This window comes from Candidatus Fermentibacter sp. (assembly GCA_030373045.1).
Classification (GTDB): Bacteria; Fermentibacterota; Fermentibacteria; order Fermentibacterales; family Fermentibacteraceae; genus Fermentibacter.
This window is the reverse complement of the sequence record JAUCPW010000025.1, coordinates 41,237-59,218: the sequence shown is the minus strand read 5'-3', so window position 1 is coordinate 59,218 and position 17,982 is coordinate 41,237. Positions and strand designations below refer to the sequence as shown.

Sequence of the window (17,982 nt, the reverse complement as noted above, 5' to 3'; positions counted from 1 at the left end):
CGACAGCCGGGCGGGTCGTGTCAAGTCATGGGCCCGTGCGCGTGACGGACTCGACTATCGGTTCAAGGGAGAGCCTCTCCTCGAGAGGGAGCCGGGAGACGAGCGGGATCAGTCCGACCATGACGGACCTGGCCTCCGCGGGGTCGTATCCGGGCAGGGAGGATGCGCCCTGTATCCTGGTGACCGCCATCCTGACGAGTATCGAGTGGAGATCGGCCCTGGATGGCGGCAGTGCCGCCGCGATGCCCGAAGCCCTCCTGGCGAACTCGGTGCGGATGGCCGGATCGCCGGCGGGCAGCGCGGATTCAGCTTCTATCAGCCTCATCGCGAGGATCTCCGCAGACGCCGTATCTGGAGGCGGAGCCGCGGCTGCGTTGAATGCAACGAGCTCGAGCGAGTCGGTACCGGCGGGGGCGGTCAGGATCGCCTGCAGATAGGCCCCGGCAGCCTCCCCGCGGCGCCCCGTGGCCGCCAGGAGATCCCCTTCGAGAGCCCATCCCCTCCAGTAGGACGGATACATGCGGACGAACTCCCGCGCCTCCCCGACAGCCTCCTCGAGCTTCGAATCCCGCGCGAGCGCCACCGCTCCGTAGAAATGGGTGCGCTCCTCCCACGGGATCAGAGCCGAAGCCCTGTCGAGCATCTCCGCGGATCGTGCGTTCCGGCCCGTCGCTCCTGCTCTGATGCCCTCCGACAGGAGCCGGTTGCCGGCGATCACTATGAAGGCCCAGGCCACGGCGAGGACCAGGGCGATCAGGGCTGCGGTGCGGACGGCCGCACGACCGATCAGGCGGCCTGCACCGGTCCCGGACGCCCAGGCCAGGCCGGCCGCGATCGGGATCGCACCCAGCGGGGTCGCCAGAGGCAGGTCGATCGCCAGGAACGGCCAGCAGCAGACGAGGGCGGAGCCCCTGGCGCGGCTCATCCTGCCGGTGACGGCCAGAAGAGCGGACAGCGCGACGGCAGCCATGCCTGCGACTCCCTGCTCCACCGGAAGGGTGAGTATCTCGGAGTGGAGGAAGTCCACCCTGCTGTCCGGTCCTGCGAGCTCCTGCATCCGGTCGGTGCCCTCCGCCATGATGCCGAGCCTCGAGACCGCGGTCCCGGTGCCCGCGGGGCCGGCTTCGTCGAGCAGGGCGAAACCCGATCTCCAGATCAGGGTCCTCAGCTCGAGAGACGGATGGATCGCCGCCGCCGCCTGCGGCCTGATCAGCAGGAAAGCCTGCAGCAGGATCATCCCGGCGATCGGGATCCCCTGGAGGGACGTCCTCCGGCGCCTCCGGAGCAGGAACCAGGCCAGAGCGGACACCGCCGCGGCCATGGCTGTGTAGAACCCGCTCCTCCAGAGGCCTGCGGCGATCAGGAGCACGAGCGCCGCGCCCGCCGCCCTGCCGGGGCGGTACATGCCGGTGGATACGGCCAGCAGGGAGATCGCGAGGAGCGGTCCCTGCCTGTTGGGATTCCCCGACGGCAGGTCGTCCGGCAGGATCAGCGACAGAACCGCGATCAGCGCGGCGGCGAGAGCGATGCCGCCGAACACCCTCCCCCGGCCCTGCGTCCGGAGCATCCCGGAGGCGCCGCACAGCATCATCCAGAACGAGAGCCATCTTACGATCTGGGGTATGGCTCCCGGAACGGCCCCGCCAGGGAGCAGGCCCGCGATCTGCAGGGCGGGGAGCATGGCGCTCGCGAGGGCGAAGCGGATCGTGATCCCGCCTGCGCCCGCCAGCAGCATGACAGCCCCTGCGGCGGGATAGGCAGCCAGCCTCGAGTTGTAGGTGGGGTCGAATATGCCGGGGATGAAGAACAGGACGGCCAGCAGAGCGGAGACCAGCATCCCGGCGGAAACGGCCGGCCGCACGTCCTTCACGCCCCGGGGCGGAGCCTGGCGGTAATCCGGCTCCGCCCGGCTCTTCAGAGGTCTCTCCAGGCTCCGGGGTCGGCGGGAAGTGATTCGAGAAGCTCCTCGTCGATCACCAGGCCGGCCGCCTCGGAGAGCCCGTCCAGCCAGGCCAGGATGCGGCTCTCGATCATGGTCGAGCGGATGGAGGCGCTCAGTCCGGGCTCAGCCTCCTCCCTCGTGGCCGTCCTCGCCGGGATGATCTCGACCAGCCTCATCGAGGCGTACGGGGAGGTCGAATCGGGCCCGGCAGGAACCGGGGCGGTCCAGGCCAGGGTGTCGGAGAGCGCGAAGACGCTGTCTCCGAGGCCGAACGGGAACTCGTTCCTCGACAGCGGAGGGGATTCCTGAATGGCGGTCTGCCCGGCCACGAAGAGGCCTTCGAGGCCTTCCGCGTATTCCCGGGCGGTGCCGGCCGCCACCGACTCCATGAACTCCCCGAGCCTCTCCTGCGGAATGGAGACGGCCTGTACCACGCGCTTCTCGTCGATGACGGGAGGCGAGGCGGCATAGGCGGAGTCGATCATTCCGGGGGTGATCTCGATCCCTTCGAGCACATTGCGGCGGTACAGGCTCTCGGCGGCGTTCGAGACGGCGGTGCGGTGCGCCTCCGCTGCGATCGCCCCGGCGGCCGCCGGATACCGGGACTGGAACTCGTTGGCCATGCAGCTCCGGTTTGCGACCAGCTGGGCGAACGAATGCACCCAGGAGCTGTCGGAGGGCCGGATCGGTTCCGAGGTTCCATGATATTCGATCTCACCGGCCAGCCGGGATGCGGTCCAGACACCCGCGGGGCAGGCAAGGACCGTGTCGTCCGGTGCAGGCTCCGGCCCGCCGTCGAAGGAGCGGGCGAGCCCGGCCACCGCATCCGGCCTGATCGCGCCGGAACCTCCCGACCCGCCGCCCGCGAGCAGATCCTCGATCGAGGCCGAGGCCCTGAGTCTGCCTATCCTGTCGCGGGCGTAGGATGCCGCTCCGGCGGAATCCGCCGCCATCCCGGCCAGCATCCCGGGATCGGACGGGAACACCGAATCGAGCACGACGGTGACACCGTCCGGGAGCCCGGCCGTTTCGCCCTGCCCGAGGTCCCTGATCGCTCCGGAGACTCTGAGAGGGAGCTCCGGCAGCGGAACAGGTCCGGTGGTGACGGTATCCAGCCGGTTCGACATGGTGATGAGCACGGAGGTGCCGTAGTCCTCCAGGAATGCTTCCACGTCCGTGTCGGTGACCGACGCCAGGGCTCCTGCCAGCATGGAGTCCCCGAGTGCCCGGGCCATGGCGTTCCTGGCGGCGGCAACCCTCTGGATCGAGAAGGACTCGCTGTCCTCGTAGCCCTGCAGACGCAGTTCGCGCCTCACGAGCAGCATCCTCGAGTAGGCCTCGACATAGTCGCGCCCGGGATCGGCGCTTTCTGAGAACGCATCCCTGTCGGCCTGGTCGAGCGAATCCCAGTGGGCCGCGGCCTCGGCCACCGTGACGGTGTCGCCGTCGAGGATGATGAGCCAGGCGTCCCCGGGGCGGGCTCTGCCGCAGCCCAGAACGGCTGCCGGGAGCGCTGCACATGCGGCGATCCTGATGGCGCGGACCATGTCTAGAGTATGACGGAGGGTCTGTATTCTCCGAAGACCTTCCTCAGGACCCCGCAGACCTCTCCGAGCGTGGCGTACTCCCTGACGCAGTCTATTATCACCGGCATGAGGTTCGCATCGGTGGAGGCCGCTGCCTCTAGGGCGGCGAGCCGGGCCGGGACGGCCTGGTTGTCCCTGCCGGCCTTCATCTTCGCGAGCTTGGCCTTCTGGGAGGTCTCGAGCGCCGGATCGACCTTCAGCAGCCCCGAGGGGGGCGGTTCCTCCACCCTGAAGCTGTTGACACCGACCACCACGCGTTCGCCGGACTCGATCTGCCTCTGGCAGACGTATGCGGCGTCCTGGATCTGCCTCTGGGGGAAGCCCTCCTCGATGGCGGCCACCATGCCTCCGAGCGCGTCGATCCTCTCGATGTACGCCGCCGCCTGGCTCTCGATGCCGTCGGTGAGGCTCTCGACATACCAGCTCCCGGCCAGCGGGTCGACCGTGTTCGTCACTCCGCTCTCGCACGCGACCACCTGCTGGGTCCGCAGGGCTATGCGCACCGACTTCTCGGACGGCAGCGCGAGGGCCTCGTCGCGGCTGTTGGTGTGGAGGCTCTGCGTGCCGCCGAGCACCGCCGCCAGGGTCTGTATCGTAACCCTGATGATGTTGTTGTCGGGCTGCTGGGCGGTGAGGGTCGAGCCCCCCGTCTGGGTGTGGAAGCGCAGCATCATGCTCTCCGGCTTCCGCGCCCCGAACCGCTCCTTCATTATCCGGGCCCAGAGCCTCCGCGCGGCCCTGAACTTGGCGACCTCCTCGAGGAGATCGTTGTGCGCGTTGAAGAAGAAGCTCAGGCGGGGGGCGAAGTCGTCGACGTCCAGGCCGGCCCTGATGGCCGCCTCGACGTATGCGATCCCGTCGGCGAGGGTGAACCCCACCTCCTGGGGCGCGGTGCTGCCGGCTTCCCGTATGTGGTAGCCGGAGATGCTGATGGTGTTCCACTTCGGCACCTTGTCGCCGCAGTACGCGAAGATGTCGGTGATGAGGCGCATGGACTGGGCCGGCGGGAATATGTACGTGCCCCTTGCCATGTACTCCTTGAGTATGTCGTTCTGGATGGTGCCCCGGAGCTTCCCGGCCCCGGCGCCCTGCTTCTCGCCCACGCAGATGTACATGGCGAGGAGCACCGCCGCCGGTGCGTTGATGGTCATCGACGTGGAGACCGTGTCGAGGGGGATCCCGTCGAAGAGGATCTCCATGTCGGCCAGGCTGTCGATCGCCACGCCTACCTTGCCCACTTCGCCGGCGCTCAGCGGGTCGTCGGAATCGAGCCCTATCTGCGTGGGCAGGTCGAAGGCCACTGACAGGCCGGTCTGGCCCTGGGAGAGGAGATATCTGTACCTTCCGTTCGATTCCTCGGCAGTTCCGAACCCGGCGTACTGCCTCATGGTCCAGAACCGGCCCCTGTACATCGTGGGCTGCACCCCCCGCGTGAACGGGTACTCGCCCGGGAAGCCCAGCTTCTCTTCGTAGCCGGGGCTCTCTCCGCCGGGGATGTACACCCGCTCGACCGGGATGCCCGATCCTGTCTCGAACGCCGCCTTCTGCTCCGGCGACTTCTTCGTCACGGGAGCGACTGTCTGCTCCTCCCAGCGCTTCTTCTGCTCCTCAAGACGGCCTGGCATGGACTGGCCTCCCTGGCGTCAGCTCACGGCGGGGCTGTACGACCTTGGTTGCTCGAGGCCGCGCAGGACGCGCAGACCTCCGAGGGCGAGGGCCTGCATCTCCATCTCGCCCGGGTAGATCCTGACGGGGGCGAGGAATCCGACGCGGTTCCTCACGAGTGAAGTGAAATCCTCGTCGTACGCGATGCCGCCGGTGAGGATGATCATGTCTATCCTGCCCTCCAGGACGGCCGAAAGGGACGCGATCTCCTTGGAGACCTGGTAGGCCATGGCCTGGTAGACCCTGCCCGCCTCCTCGTCGCCCGCCTTAGCCCTCCGGTTGGCTTCGCGCATGTCGTTGATGCCCAGGTAGGCCACGAGCCCGCCCGATCCCTTGTTCAGCTTCTTGAGCTGATCAAGCGTGTAGCGTCCGCTGAAGCAGAGCGCTATCAGGTCGCCGACCGGCAGCCCGCCCGACCTCTCGGGAGAGAAGGGGCCGTCGCCGTTGAGCGCATTGTTGACGTCGATGATCCTGCCTTCGCAGTGGGCTCCGACGGAGATCCCGCCGCCGAGATGCGTCACTATGAGCCTTGCCCTGTCGTAGTCGATGCCTGCGTCCAGGCATGCCTGCCTCGCGACCGCCCTCTGGTTGAGCGCATGCAGGATCGATCTCCTGGGGAGCTGGGGGAGGCCGCTGTACCTCGCGAGCGGCATCATCTCGTCGACCACCACCGGATCCACGATGAACGCCGGGCAGTCCGCCTCACGGGAGAAGGAGTCGGCTATCAGCGCGCCCAGGTTGGACGGGTGCTCGCCCTGCACGCCCCTGCGGACGTGGTCGAGCATCGTCTCGTTGATGGCGTAGGTGCCGCCTTCGAGAGGGTAGAGGACTCCTCCCCTCCCGACCACGGCGTCGAAGGAGGAAACCGGGAATCCTGCCTTCGCGAGCTCCGACACTATGACTTCCCGGCGGAACTCGTACTGGTCCACTATCCGGTCGAAGGGCGCCAGATCCTCGACGGAGTGGGAGAGCTTGACCGCGCAAACCTCTCTCTCATCCTCGAAAACGGATATCTTTGTCGACGTGGAGCCCGGGTTGATGGCGAGAATCCTGAAGGCATCCTTCATGTTTCCCCCTTGTGGACAGAACCTGTGGATTCTACGCTCACGCCGGTTCCACGGCAAGAACGGGGGGGCATGAAGCGTAACAACCTCTCGATGCTGGCCGAGATAGAGCAGTTGCGCAGGAGGACCGTCCGTCTCGAGGAGGGTTTCGGGATCGAGAAGGACGAAGCCCTCGCGGACGGCTCGCGGAAGGCCCTGGAGGCTCTCCGCGAGAGGAGCCGGACCCGCTACCAGCCCGAGATCAGGATGATCGGGGGCGAACTCGACAAGATCTCCACGAACCTCATCCAGGGGGAGGAGTGGTACGAGGAGGCCGCCCAGGCCGCAGCCACCCTCCGCAAGAGGATCACGGAGATCCTCGCCAGGTTCATAGGTGCGCCAAGCAGGTTCCTGCGAAACGCCGAGACCGTTGCCGCGCTGGCCCCGGGCAGGACGGGGCCGGGAGCGGCAGCGGGGACACACGGGGGAGCGCCGGGCGATCCCGACGAGGACCTGTTGGAGACCGACCCCCCCGTGCCGTGCCCGGTCTGCGGCGCGACCCTGATGACCGACAGGGAGTTCACCTTCCTCAGGTGTCCGGGGTGCGGGGCCTGGGAGTCGCTGGCTCCGGAGACAGGCGGGGAGCCCGACGGCGGGATTCCGGAGCCGGAACGGCCGGACCGGCTTCAGGGGATCTGACCGGACTCCCTGAGCAGTTGCGCGGTCAGGCCCGAATACATCCTGAACCTCGCGCCTCCGAGATGCCTCCCTCCGTACCACCTCGCCACCAGCACCAGGCAGTCCAGCGCGCCTGCAGCCCGCATCACATCCAGGATGCACCTGGAGGCCCCGGTCTCGCCGCCGTCCTCGCGGATCTCCGTCACGGGCCTCCCGTCGATCCGGGCGGCCCAGCTGAGCTGCGTGGCCTTGCCGAGCCTGAACTCGCCCGTGAGGGATGCCACGAGCGCAAGGGCCTCGTCGCGGGAACGGCAGGGGCCGCCGCAGGCCCGGAACCTGCTGCGGTTCTCCACGACCCTCCCGCCGGCCGCCGCCCTGCCCAGGGTGATGAAGGATCCTGCGCGATCCTGCCCCGAAGCTCCGGAGACCGTCAGGGGACCAGCCGCTTCGCGTCCCTGGGGAACATCGTGGTCAGGCGGATGTTGTCGATGTCCAGGAGCCTCGCTGTCAGCCTCTCGAGGCCTATGGCCAGGCCGCCGTGCGGAGGCAGGCCCGCCCTGTGGGCGGACAGGTAGCTCTCGAACTGGGCGGGATCGAGCCCGAAGGAGCGCATCTTCTCCACCTGCATCGCGTAGTCGTGGATCCTCTGGCCGCCCGTCGTGATCTCGAGGCCCCTGAAGAGCAGGTCGAAGCTGAGGGTCAGACCGGGCGCGTCCGGATCGTCCATGGCGTAGAACGGCCGCTTCGACGTGGGGTAGTGGGTCACGAAGGCGAACTCGCTGCCCCACTCCCTGGCGGAGTGCTCGCAGACGAGCCGCTCCTCCTCCGGGTCGAGGTCCGGTTCACCCGAGAAGTCCCTGCCGGCCGCCGCTCCGGCGATCGCGTGGGCCTCCTCCAGTGTGATGCAGGGTATGGCGTCGGGAACGGAGGGGAGCTTCGCGCCGAGGAGATCCAGCTCGTACCCGCACTCCGAGGAGACGCGGCCGATCATGCCGCCCAGCAGCTCGGTCTCCAGGGACATCACGTCGCCGAACCCGGAGATGAAGCCCATCTCCAGGTCCAGCGAAGTGTACTCGTTGACATGCCGCGATGTCTGGTGCGGTTCGGCCCTGAAGACCGGCCCCGTCTCGTACACCCGCTCGTAGAAGGCCACGGCCATCTGCTTGTAGAACTGGGGCGATTGAGCCAGGAACGCAGTCCTGTCGAAGTACTGGACCTTGAAGATGTTGGCCCCGCCCTCGGCCCCGGCGAAGCAGATCTTGGGCGACCTTATCGACGTGAAGCCCCTCGAGGCGAGGTGCTCGCGGAAGCCTGCCTCCAGAACCGAAGCTACGCGCAGCCTGGCGCGCTCGACCGGATGACGGAGGCTCACTGGCCGCAGGTCGAGGTTGGTGTCGATGTGGAGGTCGAGGACCTTCTTCGTGAGGTCGGCCGGGATCGGGGCCGCCGGTTCCGACAGGATCCTGACGGAGTCGACGTGGATCTCGGTGTCCCTGGGCCGTATCGAAGGGTCCTTCATCGAGGCCCGGCGCACCGTGCCGGCGATCTCGACGCAGCTCTCCTCCTGGAGGTGCTGGACTTCGCCGTCGCAGGCGCCCGATTCGACCACGCACTGCACCAGGCCGTCGTGCCGCCTGAGCACGATGAAGGCGCCCCAGGAGAGCCTCCTGATCCTCATCACGGCACCGTGCACGACCACCGGCGTCCCCTCGGGAGCCGCGGAGAGGTCCGCAGCTCCGAGGGGCACGGGGAATTCCTTCGATCCTATCATCCGCATTGGACAGTCTCCCGGCGGCCCAGCCGCCCGTTGTATCCCGGAGCGGCCGGGTGCCGGCCCGCTACAGGGATCTGCCTATGATGTCGAGCGCCAGGTCGATCTCCGAGGAGCTGATGTTCAGGGGCGGCCTGAACCTGATGCTGTTGGTGCCGCAGGGCAGGATGATGGCGCCCTTCTCGTAGATGCTCGCGATGACGCCGTCCCTCGACTTCCCGTCAGGCAGGTCCATGGCGCACATCAGCCCCCGGCCCCTCAGGTTCGAGATCTGCGGGAACCGGGCCGCGATGTCGTGGAGCCCCTTCATGAGCTGCTCGCCGCGCTCGCGGACGTTCCGGAGGATGTTCTCCTCCTTCATTATCTCGAGATACTTCGTGGATCTGACCATGTCGGTCAGGTTTCCGCCCCACGTCGAGTTGAGCCTGCTGGATTCGTGGAAGACGTTGTCCGGGACCTCGTCGATCCTCCTGCTGGAGGCCATGCCGCAGATCTGGCTCTTCTTGCCGAAGGCGAACATGTCGGGCGCTATGCCGATGCTCTGCCAGGCCCACCATTCGCCGGTCAGCCCCATGCCCGACTGCACCTCGTCGAAGATGAGCATGAAGTCGTGAGCGTCCGCCCGCCTGCGGAGCTCGGCCAGGAACTCGGGCCTGAAGTGCCTGTCGCCGCCCTCGGCCTGGATGGGCTCGACGAGCAGGCAGGCGATGTCGTGGCCGTACGCCGATATGGCCGCGTCGATCTCGGCCAGCGCGGCCTTCTCGGATGCGACGGTCTGCTCCAGATGCTTCTCGAGCGGGAAGGTCGCGGCAGGGCTCTGGATCCTCGGCCAGTCGAACCTCGGGAAATACATGTACTTGCGGGGATCGGCCGTGTTCGTGAGCGACAGCGTGTACCCGGTGCGGCCGTGGAACGCGTGCCGGAAGTGGATGACCCTGCTGCCGGTCTCGCCCCTGCCGGCAGCCAGGTTCTTGCGTACCTTCCAGTCGAAGGCGGCCTTCAGGGCGTTCTCGACACCCAGGGCCCCTCCGTCGACGAAGAAGAGGTAGGGGTGGCTCTGCGGGATCACCGTTTCGGCGAAGGTATCGACGAAGAGTGCCATCTCCTCGGTGTAGAAATCCGAATTGGACGGCTTGTTGACGGCCACTTCCGCGAGATGCTTCATGAAGCCCGGCTCCATGAGCTTCGGGTGGTTCATCCCGAGCGGCAGCGAACCGAAGAAGCTGAAGAGATCGAGGAAGTCGCGGTTCCCTTCGGAGTCGTGGACCCAGCTGCCGTGGCTCTTCCGCAGGTCGAGAACCATCTCGAAGCCGTCGGCCAGCATGTGTTTCGCGATGGTCGGCCTGACCATCTGAGACGGGATTCGCCTCATGGGGCACCTTCCTTCGGGAGCTTCGCACACCCCCCGGACCGAGACCAGTTTCCATCCTCCGGGGGCATGCCTGAACGAGTGGGGGCGGCTTCGCCCTCTTGAATCTTTCGGGCGCGCACCTCCGGTGTCAACTCCGCGTTGCAGTGCGATCGAACGCGGTCCTATATTTTACGACTTCGGAGATGCGGCGCGGAAGCCGTCGTTGACTGGCGTGAAACAACCGGAGGGACCCATGAATCCCACAAAGACGCTCGCCGAACTCAAGGCCCTTGCCAGGCAGCTGCCGTCCCGCCGGGTGGCGGTCGTCCGCGCCGACGAGGTGGAGACCCTCACCGCCGTTGGCGAGGCGGTACGGGCCGACATGGTCGAGGCAGTGCTGATCGGCCCCTCGAAGGAGATCAGGGCCTGCGCCGAGCAGGCCGGCTTCGACCTGAACGGGATCGAGATCATCGAGTGCCCCGACGATCCGTCCTCCGCCCTGAAGGGCGTCGAGGTCATCCGGGAGGGGCGTGCCGACGTCCTCATGAAGGGTCTCGTCGCCACCAGCAAGTTCCTGCATGCGATAGTGGACAGGGAGCACGGGATCAGGGGCGAGGGCCTCCTGAGCCATGTCGGGGTGTTCGAGGTCCCAACGTATCACAAGCTCCTCATCATCACCGATGCCGCCATGGTGATAGCCCCGGGTCTCGAGGACAAGGTCGTGCTCCTTCGCAACGCGGTCACGGTGGCGAACGCCCTCGGCATAGACAGGCCCAAGTGCACGATGGTCTGCGCCAAGGAGGAGCCCTACGACCGGATGCCCCGCACCCTCGAGGCCGCCCGTCTCAAGGAGATGGCCGGGCAGGGGCTCCTCGGCGACGTCATCTTCGATGCGCCCCTGTCCCTCGACCTCTCCGTCTCGATGGAGTCGGTGAAGATCAAGAAGTCCCAGAGCCCGGTCGCGGGCGACGCAGACGTCCTCCTGCTGCCAGACATCGAATCGGGCAACATCCTCTACAAGTCGCTCATCTTCCTGGCGGGAGCCGAACTCGGAGCCGTGGTGATGGGCGCGAAGTGCCCCGTCGTCCTCACCTCCAGGGCGGATTCGGCGGAGTCGAAGCTGTGCTCGATCGTGCTCTCCGGCGTAGTGGCATCCTTCCTGGGCGGAGGGAAGGCCTGAGCATGAGGGTCGCGACCGCGTCCGACCATGCCGGGACCGGCCTGAGGCTGACCCTTGCGGAAAGGCTCAGGGCGGCCGGGCACGAGGTGCTCGACCTGGGGCCCGCCGGGCCGGGTTCCGTCGACTACCCCGACTACGCCGGCCCCGTGGCGGATGCGGTGCTCGGAGGTTCCGCCGATCTCGGCCTCCTGATCTGCAACACCGGCATCGGCATGAGCATCGCCGCGAACCGGAGGCGGGGGATCAGGGCGGCGCTGTGCCTCTACCCGCTGATGGCCAGGTACGCGAGGAGGCACAACGACGCGAATGTCCTCGTGCTGGGCGCCGGCCTCACGGGTGACTTCCTGGCATGGGAGATACTGGAGGCTTTCCTGGCGGAGGGCTTCGAGGGCGGCAGGCACCTGCGGAGGATAGGCAAGATCGACGCCGCACCGGGAACCGGAGCCTGACGTGATCGACCTGGTCTGCGGAGCCAGGCCCAACTTCATGAAGGTGGACCCGGTGGTGAGGGCCCTGGGTGACGGGGCGCGCATCAGGCTGGTCCATACGGGTCAGCACTACGACCACGCCATGTCCCAGTCCTTCTTCGACGACCTCGGGCTCCCGCGCCCGGACGTCAACCTAGGCGCCGGCTCGGCTTCGATCACGGTGCAGACCGCGACGGTGATGCAGAGGTACGAGGAGGCACTCCCCGACCCGCTGCCCGAGCTGCTGGTGGTGGTGGGCGACGTGAACTCCACCCTGGCGTGCGCTCTGGTGGCCGTGAGGTACGGCATCCCCGTCTGCCACGTCGAATCAGGCCTCCGGAGCGGCGACAGGACGATGCCGGAGGAGATAAACAGGCTCCTGACCGACCAGCTCTCCGACCTGATGCTCATCACCAGCCCCGAGGCCCGGAGGAATCTCGCTTCCGAAGGCCGCCCGGCCGCCGGTGTCGTGATGACCGGCAATCCCATGATAGACACCCTCTTCAGGCTTCTCCCGCTGGCGAGGCGGAGGCATCGCCCGCCCGGGGGCGGGTACGGCCTCGTGACTCTCCACAGGCCTTCCAACGTCGACTCTCCGGAACGGCTCCCCGCCATACTCGACGCACTCGGATCGCTGTCTCCGCTGCGGTTCCTGTTCCCCGTACATCCCCGCACCGGCAGGAATCTCGAGCAGTGGGGGCTCGCGATCCCGGACAACGTCGAGGTGACGCAGCCCATGGGCTATCTGGAGTTCACTTCGCTCGAGAGTTCGGCCAGTGCCGTCATCACCGACTCCGGCGGAGTCCAGGAGGAGACGTCCGTGCTCGGCGTACCCTGCGTCACGGTGAGGCCCAACACCGAGAGGCCCATCACCGTCGAGCTCGGCACCAACGTCCTCTGCCCCGATCCCGGCGGCATCCCGGATGCCGTCAGGCTGCAGATCTCGAAAAGGCCGCCCTCCCCGCCGGAGATCCCGTTCTGGGACGGGGCTGCGGGCCCCAGGATAGCCAACGCGATAGAAACGTTCATTTCGGGAGGTTTCCGATGACCCGGTACGCGCCGGCTCCTCTCGCTGCGATCCTGCTGGCGTCCTCCTGCGGATCCCCGCTGCCTTCGGGCGGCGGAGCCGGCGTCCAGAGGTTTGCCGTGTCCCTGCAGGGCGAGGAGATAGGCTACTTCCAGATCGACCTCGAAGAGACCGCCGGAGACTCTCTGCTGCTCCGCGAAGAGACTGTCTGGGACCTCAACCTCATGGGCAGCACGAGGCACGTCGTGATGACCCTCGAGGCGCGCGCCGACTCGACGCTGAACCTCTCGAGCCTGGACTTCAGCCTGTCGGACGGTTCGGCCTACCTGGAGTCCCACACCGAGCGGGGCGACGGCGTTCTGATGACCACCGTCACCTCCGCCGGACGCGAGACGAAGATGACCGCCTCCTTCGAGGGGGACTACATCCCGGCCGTCACCGACCTCGCAGCCGCAGGGATGACCTGGCGCGAGGGCGACTCCGCGAGCTTCCCCTCCTTCGACCCCGCCACGGGCTCCGTGAGCGAAGCCGGGATAGCCTGCGTCGCCACGGAGGACGTGGTTCTCCTGGGCGACACCGTTCATGCCTCCGTGCTCGAGATCAGCTACATGGGCACGGTCACGAAGGTCTGGGTCCACGACGGACAGATCGTGAGGGAGCTCGACGAGGGTCTGGGCATGGAGCTCACCAGGGTTCCGCCGGGACAGGGCGGCGACGTGTCGAGCACCCGCGACCTCTACGAGGTTTTCGCCGTGACTTCGACCCCGGTCAGCGACCCGAGGCGCACCGGTTCGAGGACGTTCTCCCTCGAGGGCGACATAGACTGGACGCAGTTCGTCCTGGCCTATCCCCCGGTGCAGACGGCGGAGGGTGCCACCGTCACCGTGACGACGACCACCCCCGATTCGGTCGCCGACTTCCCCGCCGCGGTCCCGGCCGGGTTCGAGCAGTGGCTCTGCGCGGAGCCTATGATCCAGACCGGCGATTCCTCGCTCGTCAGGGTCGCCGACAGCCTGACCGCCGGCGCCCGCGATTCGTGGCAGGCGGCGATGGCCATCTGCAGTTTCGTCGACGTCTTCGTGGAGAACAGCCCGACTGTCTCTCTGCCGTCATCGGTCGAGGTCCTCCAGAGCCGCAGGGGCGACTGCAACGAGCACACCGTGCTCTTCGTGGCCCTCGCCCGGGCCGCCGGCCTGCCGGCCAGGACCTGCGCCGGCATCGTGTACCTCGACGGGTCCTTCGGATATCACGCCTGGCCGCTGGTCTGGGTGGGATCGTGGGTCGCCATGGATCCTACGTTCGGACAGCCGGTTGCGGACGCCACTCACATAATCCTGGCCGAAGGCAGCCTCGAGTCCCAGTACGTGATCACGGCAGTGATGGGCAGGCTCAGCGTGTCGGAAATCACACCGGAGCAGTGAGTTGGACCCGGACTGCCCCCGGCCCGGCCCTTTACTGGAGAAGGCCATGGCCGAGGCGCTGGGGCTGGCCCGGAACGGAAGGGGCGCGACCTTTCCCAACCCGATGGTCGGAGCCGTCGTCGTAAGGGACGGAACGGCGGTCGGGAGGGGATGGCACGGCTGCTGCGGAGGCCCCCATGCCGAGGCTGTGGCTCTCGACGAAGCCGGCGAACTCGCACGCGGCGCGACCCTCGTGGTCACCCTCGAGCCCTGCTGCCACCAGGGCCGCACGGGACCCTGCGTCGAGAGGATCATTTCGGCGGGCATAGCCAGGGTGGTCGCCGCCATGTCCGATCCCGACGCGAGGGTCGACGGCCGGGGATTCGAGGCCCTCAGGGCGGGGGGGATCGAGGTGCTCGTGGGCGCCTCGGCCGCGGAGGCGGCCGAGCTGAACCGGGCGTACCTGCACTACAAGAGAACCGGCAGGAGCTTCCTGAGGCTCAAGCTCGCCGCCTCCCTCGACGGCAGGATCGCGGCCCGTGACGGATCGAGCAGATGGATCACGTCCGGGCCCGCCCGGGAGAGGGCGGGCGGGATGAGGACAGAGGCCGATGCCGTGATGGTGGGGGCCGGAACGGTCCTGGCCGACGACCCCTCCCTTCTGCCGCCCTCGCCTCCTGGTCCGGGCTTCAGGAGGATCGTGGTTTCCGGGAGGAGACCCCTCCCGGCTGATGCGAAGGTCTTCGACGGGAGAGCCCGGACGATCCTGGCGGTCCGGGAGGGGGCGGTACCGCACCGGATTCCCGGCGGAGCCGAGCTGCTCCTCCTGCCGGAGGGTCCGGGGGGCCTCGACCTGGCGGCGCTGCTGGAAGGCTGTGCGGCTCTCGGGATCGGAGAGATCCTGTGCGAAGGCGGAGCGGCGCTGGCGGCCTCCCTGGTTTCCGCCGGCCTGGCGGACAGGCTGAGCTTCCTCACTGCTCCGGTGCTGCTCGGAGCCACCGGGGTGCCGGCGCTGGGGGACATAGGGGCCGGATCGATCACGGAGGCATTCCGGGTGGAGGATCCGCACGTCGAGCTGCTGGGCTGCGACGTGCTGACGGAGGGCCGTATTGTTCACGGGTCTGATAGATAGGACCGCTTCCGTGGCCGAGGCAGGAGCCGTGCTGCGCCTGCGCGCGCCCGGGTTCGCGGTGGAGCGGGGCTGGAGCGTCTGTGTCGACGGCTCCTGTCTGACGGTGAAGGATTCCTCGGGCGGGGACTGCCTGTTCGACCTCTCGGAGGAGACCCTGTCGCGGACGAAGGCGGCCTCCTACCGCCCGGGGGACCTGGTGAACCTGGAGCTTCCGCTGCCCCTCTCCGGAAGGCTGCATGGCCATTTCGTCACCGGGCACGTCGACTGCACGGGCGTCGTGGAGGCAGTGAGGCGGTCAGGTGCGGGCATGGAGGCGACCGTGTCCTTCCCCGGCGCGTTCGAGGGGCTGATCGTCGAGAAGGGATCCGTGGCCGTGGACGGCATAAGCCTGACCGTGGCCTCCTCGGAGGCCGGACGGTTCGGAGTGGCGCTGATCCCGCTCACCGTCGCATCGACCGGCGCCTCCGCCTGGCGCGGGGGCACCCGTGTGAACCTCGAATTCGACATCATCGGCAAGTATGTCCAGGCCGTCCTCGCTGGATCCCGGCAGGGATCCGGGGGGCGGCGCGGTGCGTCCGGAACAGCGGAGCGCGATTCGCTCCTGAGGGAGTACCTTGAACGGCACAGCCAGGGCTGAGGAGGCTCTCGAAGCGATAGGCCGCGGCGAGATGATAATCGTCGTGGACGACGAGAACCGCGAGAACGAGGGAGACATCGTCGTGGCGGCGGAGAAGTGCTCGGCGCGCGCGATCAACTTCATGGCCAGGGAGGCCAGGGGGCTGATCTGCCTCGCCATGACCCGCGAGAGCCTCGACAGGCTCGAGATAGGGGAGATGGTAACGCGCAACACCGCCCTCCACAGCACGGCGTTCATGGTGAGCATAGACGCGGCCCGGGGCGTGAGCACCGGCATCTCCGCCGCCGACAGGGCGAAGACCATCGAGGTGGCCATCGGTGACGGCTCCAGGCCGGAGGACCTCGCCCGGCCGGGCCACATCTTCCCGCTCTGCGCCCGCGAGGGCGGCGTCCTCAGGCGCACCGGGCACACCGAGGCCGCTGTCGACCTCGCGAGGCTCTCCGGCCTCAGACCCGCGGGCGTGCTCTGCGAGGTGATGAACGACGACGGAACCATGGCGAGGCTCCCCCAGTTGAGGGAGTTCGCACAGAGGCATGGCCTGCTCCTCACCACCGTCGAGGAGCTGGTGAAGTACAGGAGGAGGACCGAGAAGCTCGTCCGGAGGGTGGCCGAGTCCGATCTCCCGACCGAGTGGGGCTCGTTCAGGTTGTCCATCTACGAGAGCCTCGTGGACAGGGAACTCCACGTGGCCCTGGTGAAGGGGGATGTCGCCGGGCGAGGCAACGTGCTGGTGAGGGTGCACTCCCAGTGCCTCACGGGGGACGTCTTCGGGTCGAGGAGATGCGACTGCGGCTCCCAGCTCCACCTCGCGATGCACAGGATCGAGGAGGAGGGCGCCGGCGTGCTCCTGTACATGTCCCAGGAGGGCAGGGGGATAGGCATCGTGAACAAGATCCATGCCTACAACCTCCAGGATCACGGGCTCGACACCGTCGAGGCAAACGAGAGGCTCGGCTTCGAGGCCGACCTGAGGGACTACGGGATCGGGGCGCAGATCCTGGCCGATCTGGGGCTCTCGACCATCAGGCTCCTGACGAACAATCCTCGCAAGATCGTCGGCCTGAGCGGCTACGGCCTGGAGGTCGTGGAGCGGGTGAGGCTCGAGGTCGACCCCGTCAGCGAGAACGAGAAGTATCTGAGAACGAAGAAGGAGAAGCTCGGTCACATGCTGGAAGGAGTGGGGAATGGCCTGGATACATGAGGGCAGCCTCGAGGGCGGGGGTCTCAGGGTGGCCCTCGTAGTGAGCAGGTTCAACGGATTCATAACCGAGAGGCTCGTGGAGGGCGCCCTGGACTGCCTGGAGCGCCACGGGGTCAATCCGGACGACATCGACATCTTCAAGACCCCCGGAGCCTGGGAGATACCCGCCGTGGCCTCGCGCGTCGTGCTGGCCGGCGGATTCGACGCGGTCGTCTGCCTCGGCGCCGTGATCCGCGGCGACACACCCCACTTCGAGTACGTAGCCGCCGAGAGCGCCAAGGGCATAGCCGCCCTGGCCGCCGAATCCGACATCCCCGTCATCTACGGGATCATCACGGCAGATTCGGTCGAGCAGGCTGTCGACAGGGCCGGGGCGAAGTCGGGGAACCGCGGTTTCGACGCCGCCATGACCGCCCTCGAGATGGCCGGGCTCTACCGCTACCTCGACGGCGAAGCCTGCGAGGAAGAGGAAGCCCCGGAGGGGGAGAAGTAGCTTGGGAGTCCGCAACAGGGCGCGCAAGTTCCTGCTGCAGGCGAGGTACGCCTCCGACATGAACGGCGACGGCCTCGCCGAGAACCTGGACAGGCTGGGCCTCTCGATGAGGTTCGATCCGCCCGAGAGGCTCTGGATCAGAGAACTCGCGGCGGGGATCGACAGGGACAGGGCGGGTCTGGACGCCGCACTCGAGGGGGCTCTCAGGAACTGGAGCCTCTCGCGGCTCCACCTGCTGGCCAGGCTGATACTCGAGCAGGGTCTGGCCGAGGTGAGATACGCCGGAACCCCGGTTCCGGTGGCGATCGACGAGGCCATCGAGCTGTCGCGCGAATTCCTCGACGACGAGGCCGCGGCCTTCATCAACGGGGTGCTCGACAAGGCCTGCAGATCCGGGGGCGGGGGCTAG

The 17,982-nt window shown here is 67.6% G+C and carries 17 protein-coding genes; 10 read left to right on the top strand and 7 right to left on the bottom strand.

What is annotated here, in order from left to right:
* Positions 1-25: 25 nt before the first annotated feature.
* Genes QUS11_04910 through buk form a run of 4 tightly spaced genes read right to left on the bottom strand, consistent with a single transcriptional unit; the run spans position 26 to position 6,260 of the window.
* Entirely contained in the window at positions 26-1,870 is a 1,845-nt protein-coding gene (locus QUS11_04910; GenBank protein MDM7992633.1) for a hypothetical protein, read from the bottom strand.
* Between the two features lie 44 nt (positions 1,871-1,914).
* Positions 1,915-3,489 (bottom strand): hypothetical protein, encoded by a 1,575-nt coding sequence (locus tag QUS11_04905; protein MDM7992632.1) that lies wholly within the window; start codon positions 3,487-3,489, stop codon positions 1,915-1,917.
* Between the two features lie 2 nt (positions 3,490-3,491).
* On the bottom strand, positions 3,492-5,153 hold the full coding sequence (locus tag QUS11_04900) for a methylmalonyl-CoA mutase family protein (GenBank protein ID MDM7992631.1): 1,662 nt from the start codon (positions 5,151-5,153) through the stop codon (positions 3,492-3,494).
* Between the two features lie 18 nt (positions 5,154-5,171).
* The gene (buk, locus tag QUS11_04895) at positions 5,172-6,260 is read right to left on the bottom strand and encodes a butyrate kinase (GenBank protein ID MDM7992630.1); all 1,089 of its coding nucleotides are present in this window, start codon (positions 6,258-6,260) and stop codon (positions 5,172-5,174) included.
* A 69-nt stretch (positions 6,261-6,329) separates the two neighbouring features.
* Between buk and QUS11_04890 the strand changes: the two genes are divergently transcribed.
* Positions 6,330-6,935, top strand: a complete 606-nt coding sequence (locus QUS11_04890; protein MDM7992629.1) for a hypothetical protein — start codon at positions 6,330-6,332, stop codon at positions 6,933-6,935.
* Here the strand turns inward: QUS11_04890 and QUS11_04885 are convergent.
* The 3 genes from QUS11_04885 to lat all read right to left on the bottom strand — a co-directional run bounded on the left by QUS11_04885 (position 6,923) and on the right by lat (position 10,057).
* Entirely contained in the window at positions 6,923-7,267 is a 345-nt protein-coding gene (locus QUS11_04885) for a YigZ family protein (protein MDM7992628.1), read from the bottom strand. The two genes, QUS11_04890 and QUS11_04885, sit on opposite strands and share 13 nt — an antisense overlap.
* Before the next feature lie 77 nt (positions 7,268-7,344).
* Positions 7,345-8,685 (bottom strand): aspartate--tRNA(Asn) ligase, encoded by a 1,341-nt coding sequence (aspS, locus tag QUS11_04880; protein MDM7992627.1) that lies wholly within the window; start codon positions 8,683-8,685, stop codon positions 7,345-7,347.
* A 67-nt stretch (positions 8,686-8,752) separates the two neighbouring features.
* Entirely contained in the window at positions 8,753-10,057 is a 1,305-nt protein-coding gene (lat, locus tag QUS11_04875) for an L-lysine 6-transaminase (GenBank protein MDM7992626.1), read from the bottom strand.
* On the opposite strand from lat, the gene QUS11_04870 reads away from it, so the two are divergent.
* Genes QUS11_04870 through nusB form a run of 9 tightly spaced genes read left to right on the top strand, consistent with a single transcriptional unit; the run spans position 10,056 to position 17,982 of the window.
* A complete protein-coding gene (locus QUS11_04870) occupies positions 10,056-11,216 on the top strand; it encodes a bifunctional enoyl-CoA hydratase/phosphate acetyltransferase (GenBank protein ID MDM7992625.1) in 1,161 nt (386 codons plus the stop codon). The two genes, lat and QUS11_04870, sit on opposite strands and share 2 nt — an antisense overlap.
* A gap of 2 nt (positions 11,217-11,218) precedes the next feature.
* On the top strand, positions 11,219-11,665 hold the full coding sequence (gene rpiB / locus QUS11_04865; GenBank protein MDM7992624.1) for a ribose 5-phosphate isomerase B: 447 nt from the start codon (positions 11,219-11,221) through the stop codon (positions 11,663-11,665).
* A 1-nt stretch (position 11,666) separates the two neighbouring features.
* On the top strand, positions 11,667-12,731 hold the full coding sequence (gene wecB, locus QUS11_04860; GenBank protein ID MDM7992623.1) for a UDP-N-acetylglucosamine 2-epimerase (non-hydrolyzing): 1,065 nt from the start codon (positions 11,667-11,669) through the stop codon (positions 12,729-12,731).
* The gene (locus QUS11_04855) at positions 12,728-14,131 is read left to right on the top strand and encodes a transglutaminase-like domain-containing protein (GenBank protein ID MDM7992622.1); all 1,404 of its coding nucleotides are present in this window, start codon (positions 12,728-12,730) and stop codon (positions 14,129-14,131) included. Before wecB ends, QUS11_04855 begins: the two co-directional genes overlap by 4 nt.
* Before the next feature lie 46 nt (positions 14,132-14,177).
* The gene (gene ribD, locus QUS11_04850; protein MDM7992621.1) at positions 14,178-15,242 is read left to right on the top strand and encodes a bifunctional diaminohydroxyphosphoribosylaminopyrimidine deaminase/5-amino-6-(5-phosphoribosylamino)uracil reductase RibD; all 1,065 of its coding nucleotides are present in this window, start codon (positions 14,178-14,180) and stop codon (positions 15,240-15,242) included.
* Positions 15,220-15,879: a riboflavin synthase gene (locus QUS11_04845; GenBank protein ID MDM7992620.1), complete on the top strand. Its 660-nt coding sequence runs from the start codon at positions 15,220-15,222 to the stop codon at positions 15,877-15,879. Before ribD ends, QUS11_04845 begins: the two co-directional genes overlap by 23 nt.
* Positions 15,857-17,080, top strand: a complete 1,224-nt coding sequence (locus tag QUS11_04840; GenBank protein ID MDM7992619.1) for a bifunctional 3,4-dihydroxy-2-butanone-4-phosphate synthase/GTP cyclohydrolase II — start codon at positions 15,857-15,859, stop codon at positions 17,078-17,080. Before QUS11_04845 ends, QUS11_04840 begins: the two co-directional genes overlap by 23 nt.
* Positions 17,064-17,573 (top strand): 6,7-dimethyl-8-ribityllumazine synthase, encoded by a 510-nt coding sequence (gene ribH, locus QUS11_04835; GenBank protein ID MDM7992618.1) that lies wholly within the window; start codon positions 17,064-17,066, stop codon positions 17,571-17,573. The genes QUS11_04840 and ribH overlap by 17 nt, the downstream gene beginning before the upstream one ends.
* 1 nt (position 17,574) lies before the next feature.
* Complete coding sequence (gene nusB / locus QUS11_04830; protein ID MDM7992617.1) at positions 17,575-17,982, top strand: transcription antitermination factor NusB; 408 nt, start codon at positions 17,575-17,577, stop codon at positions 17,980-17,982.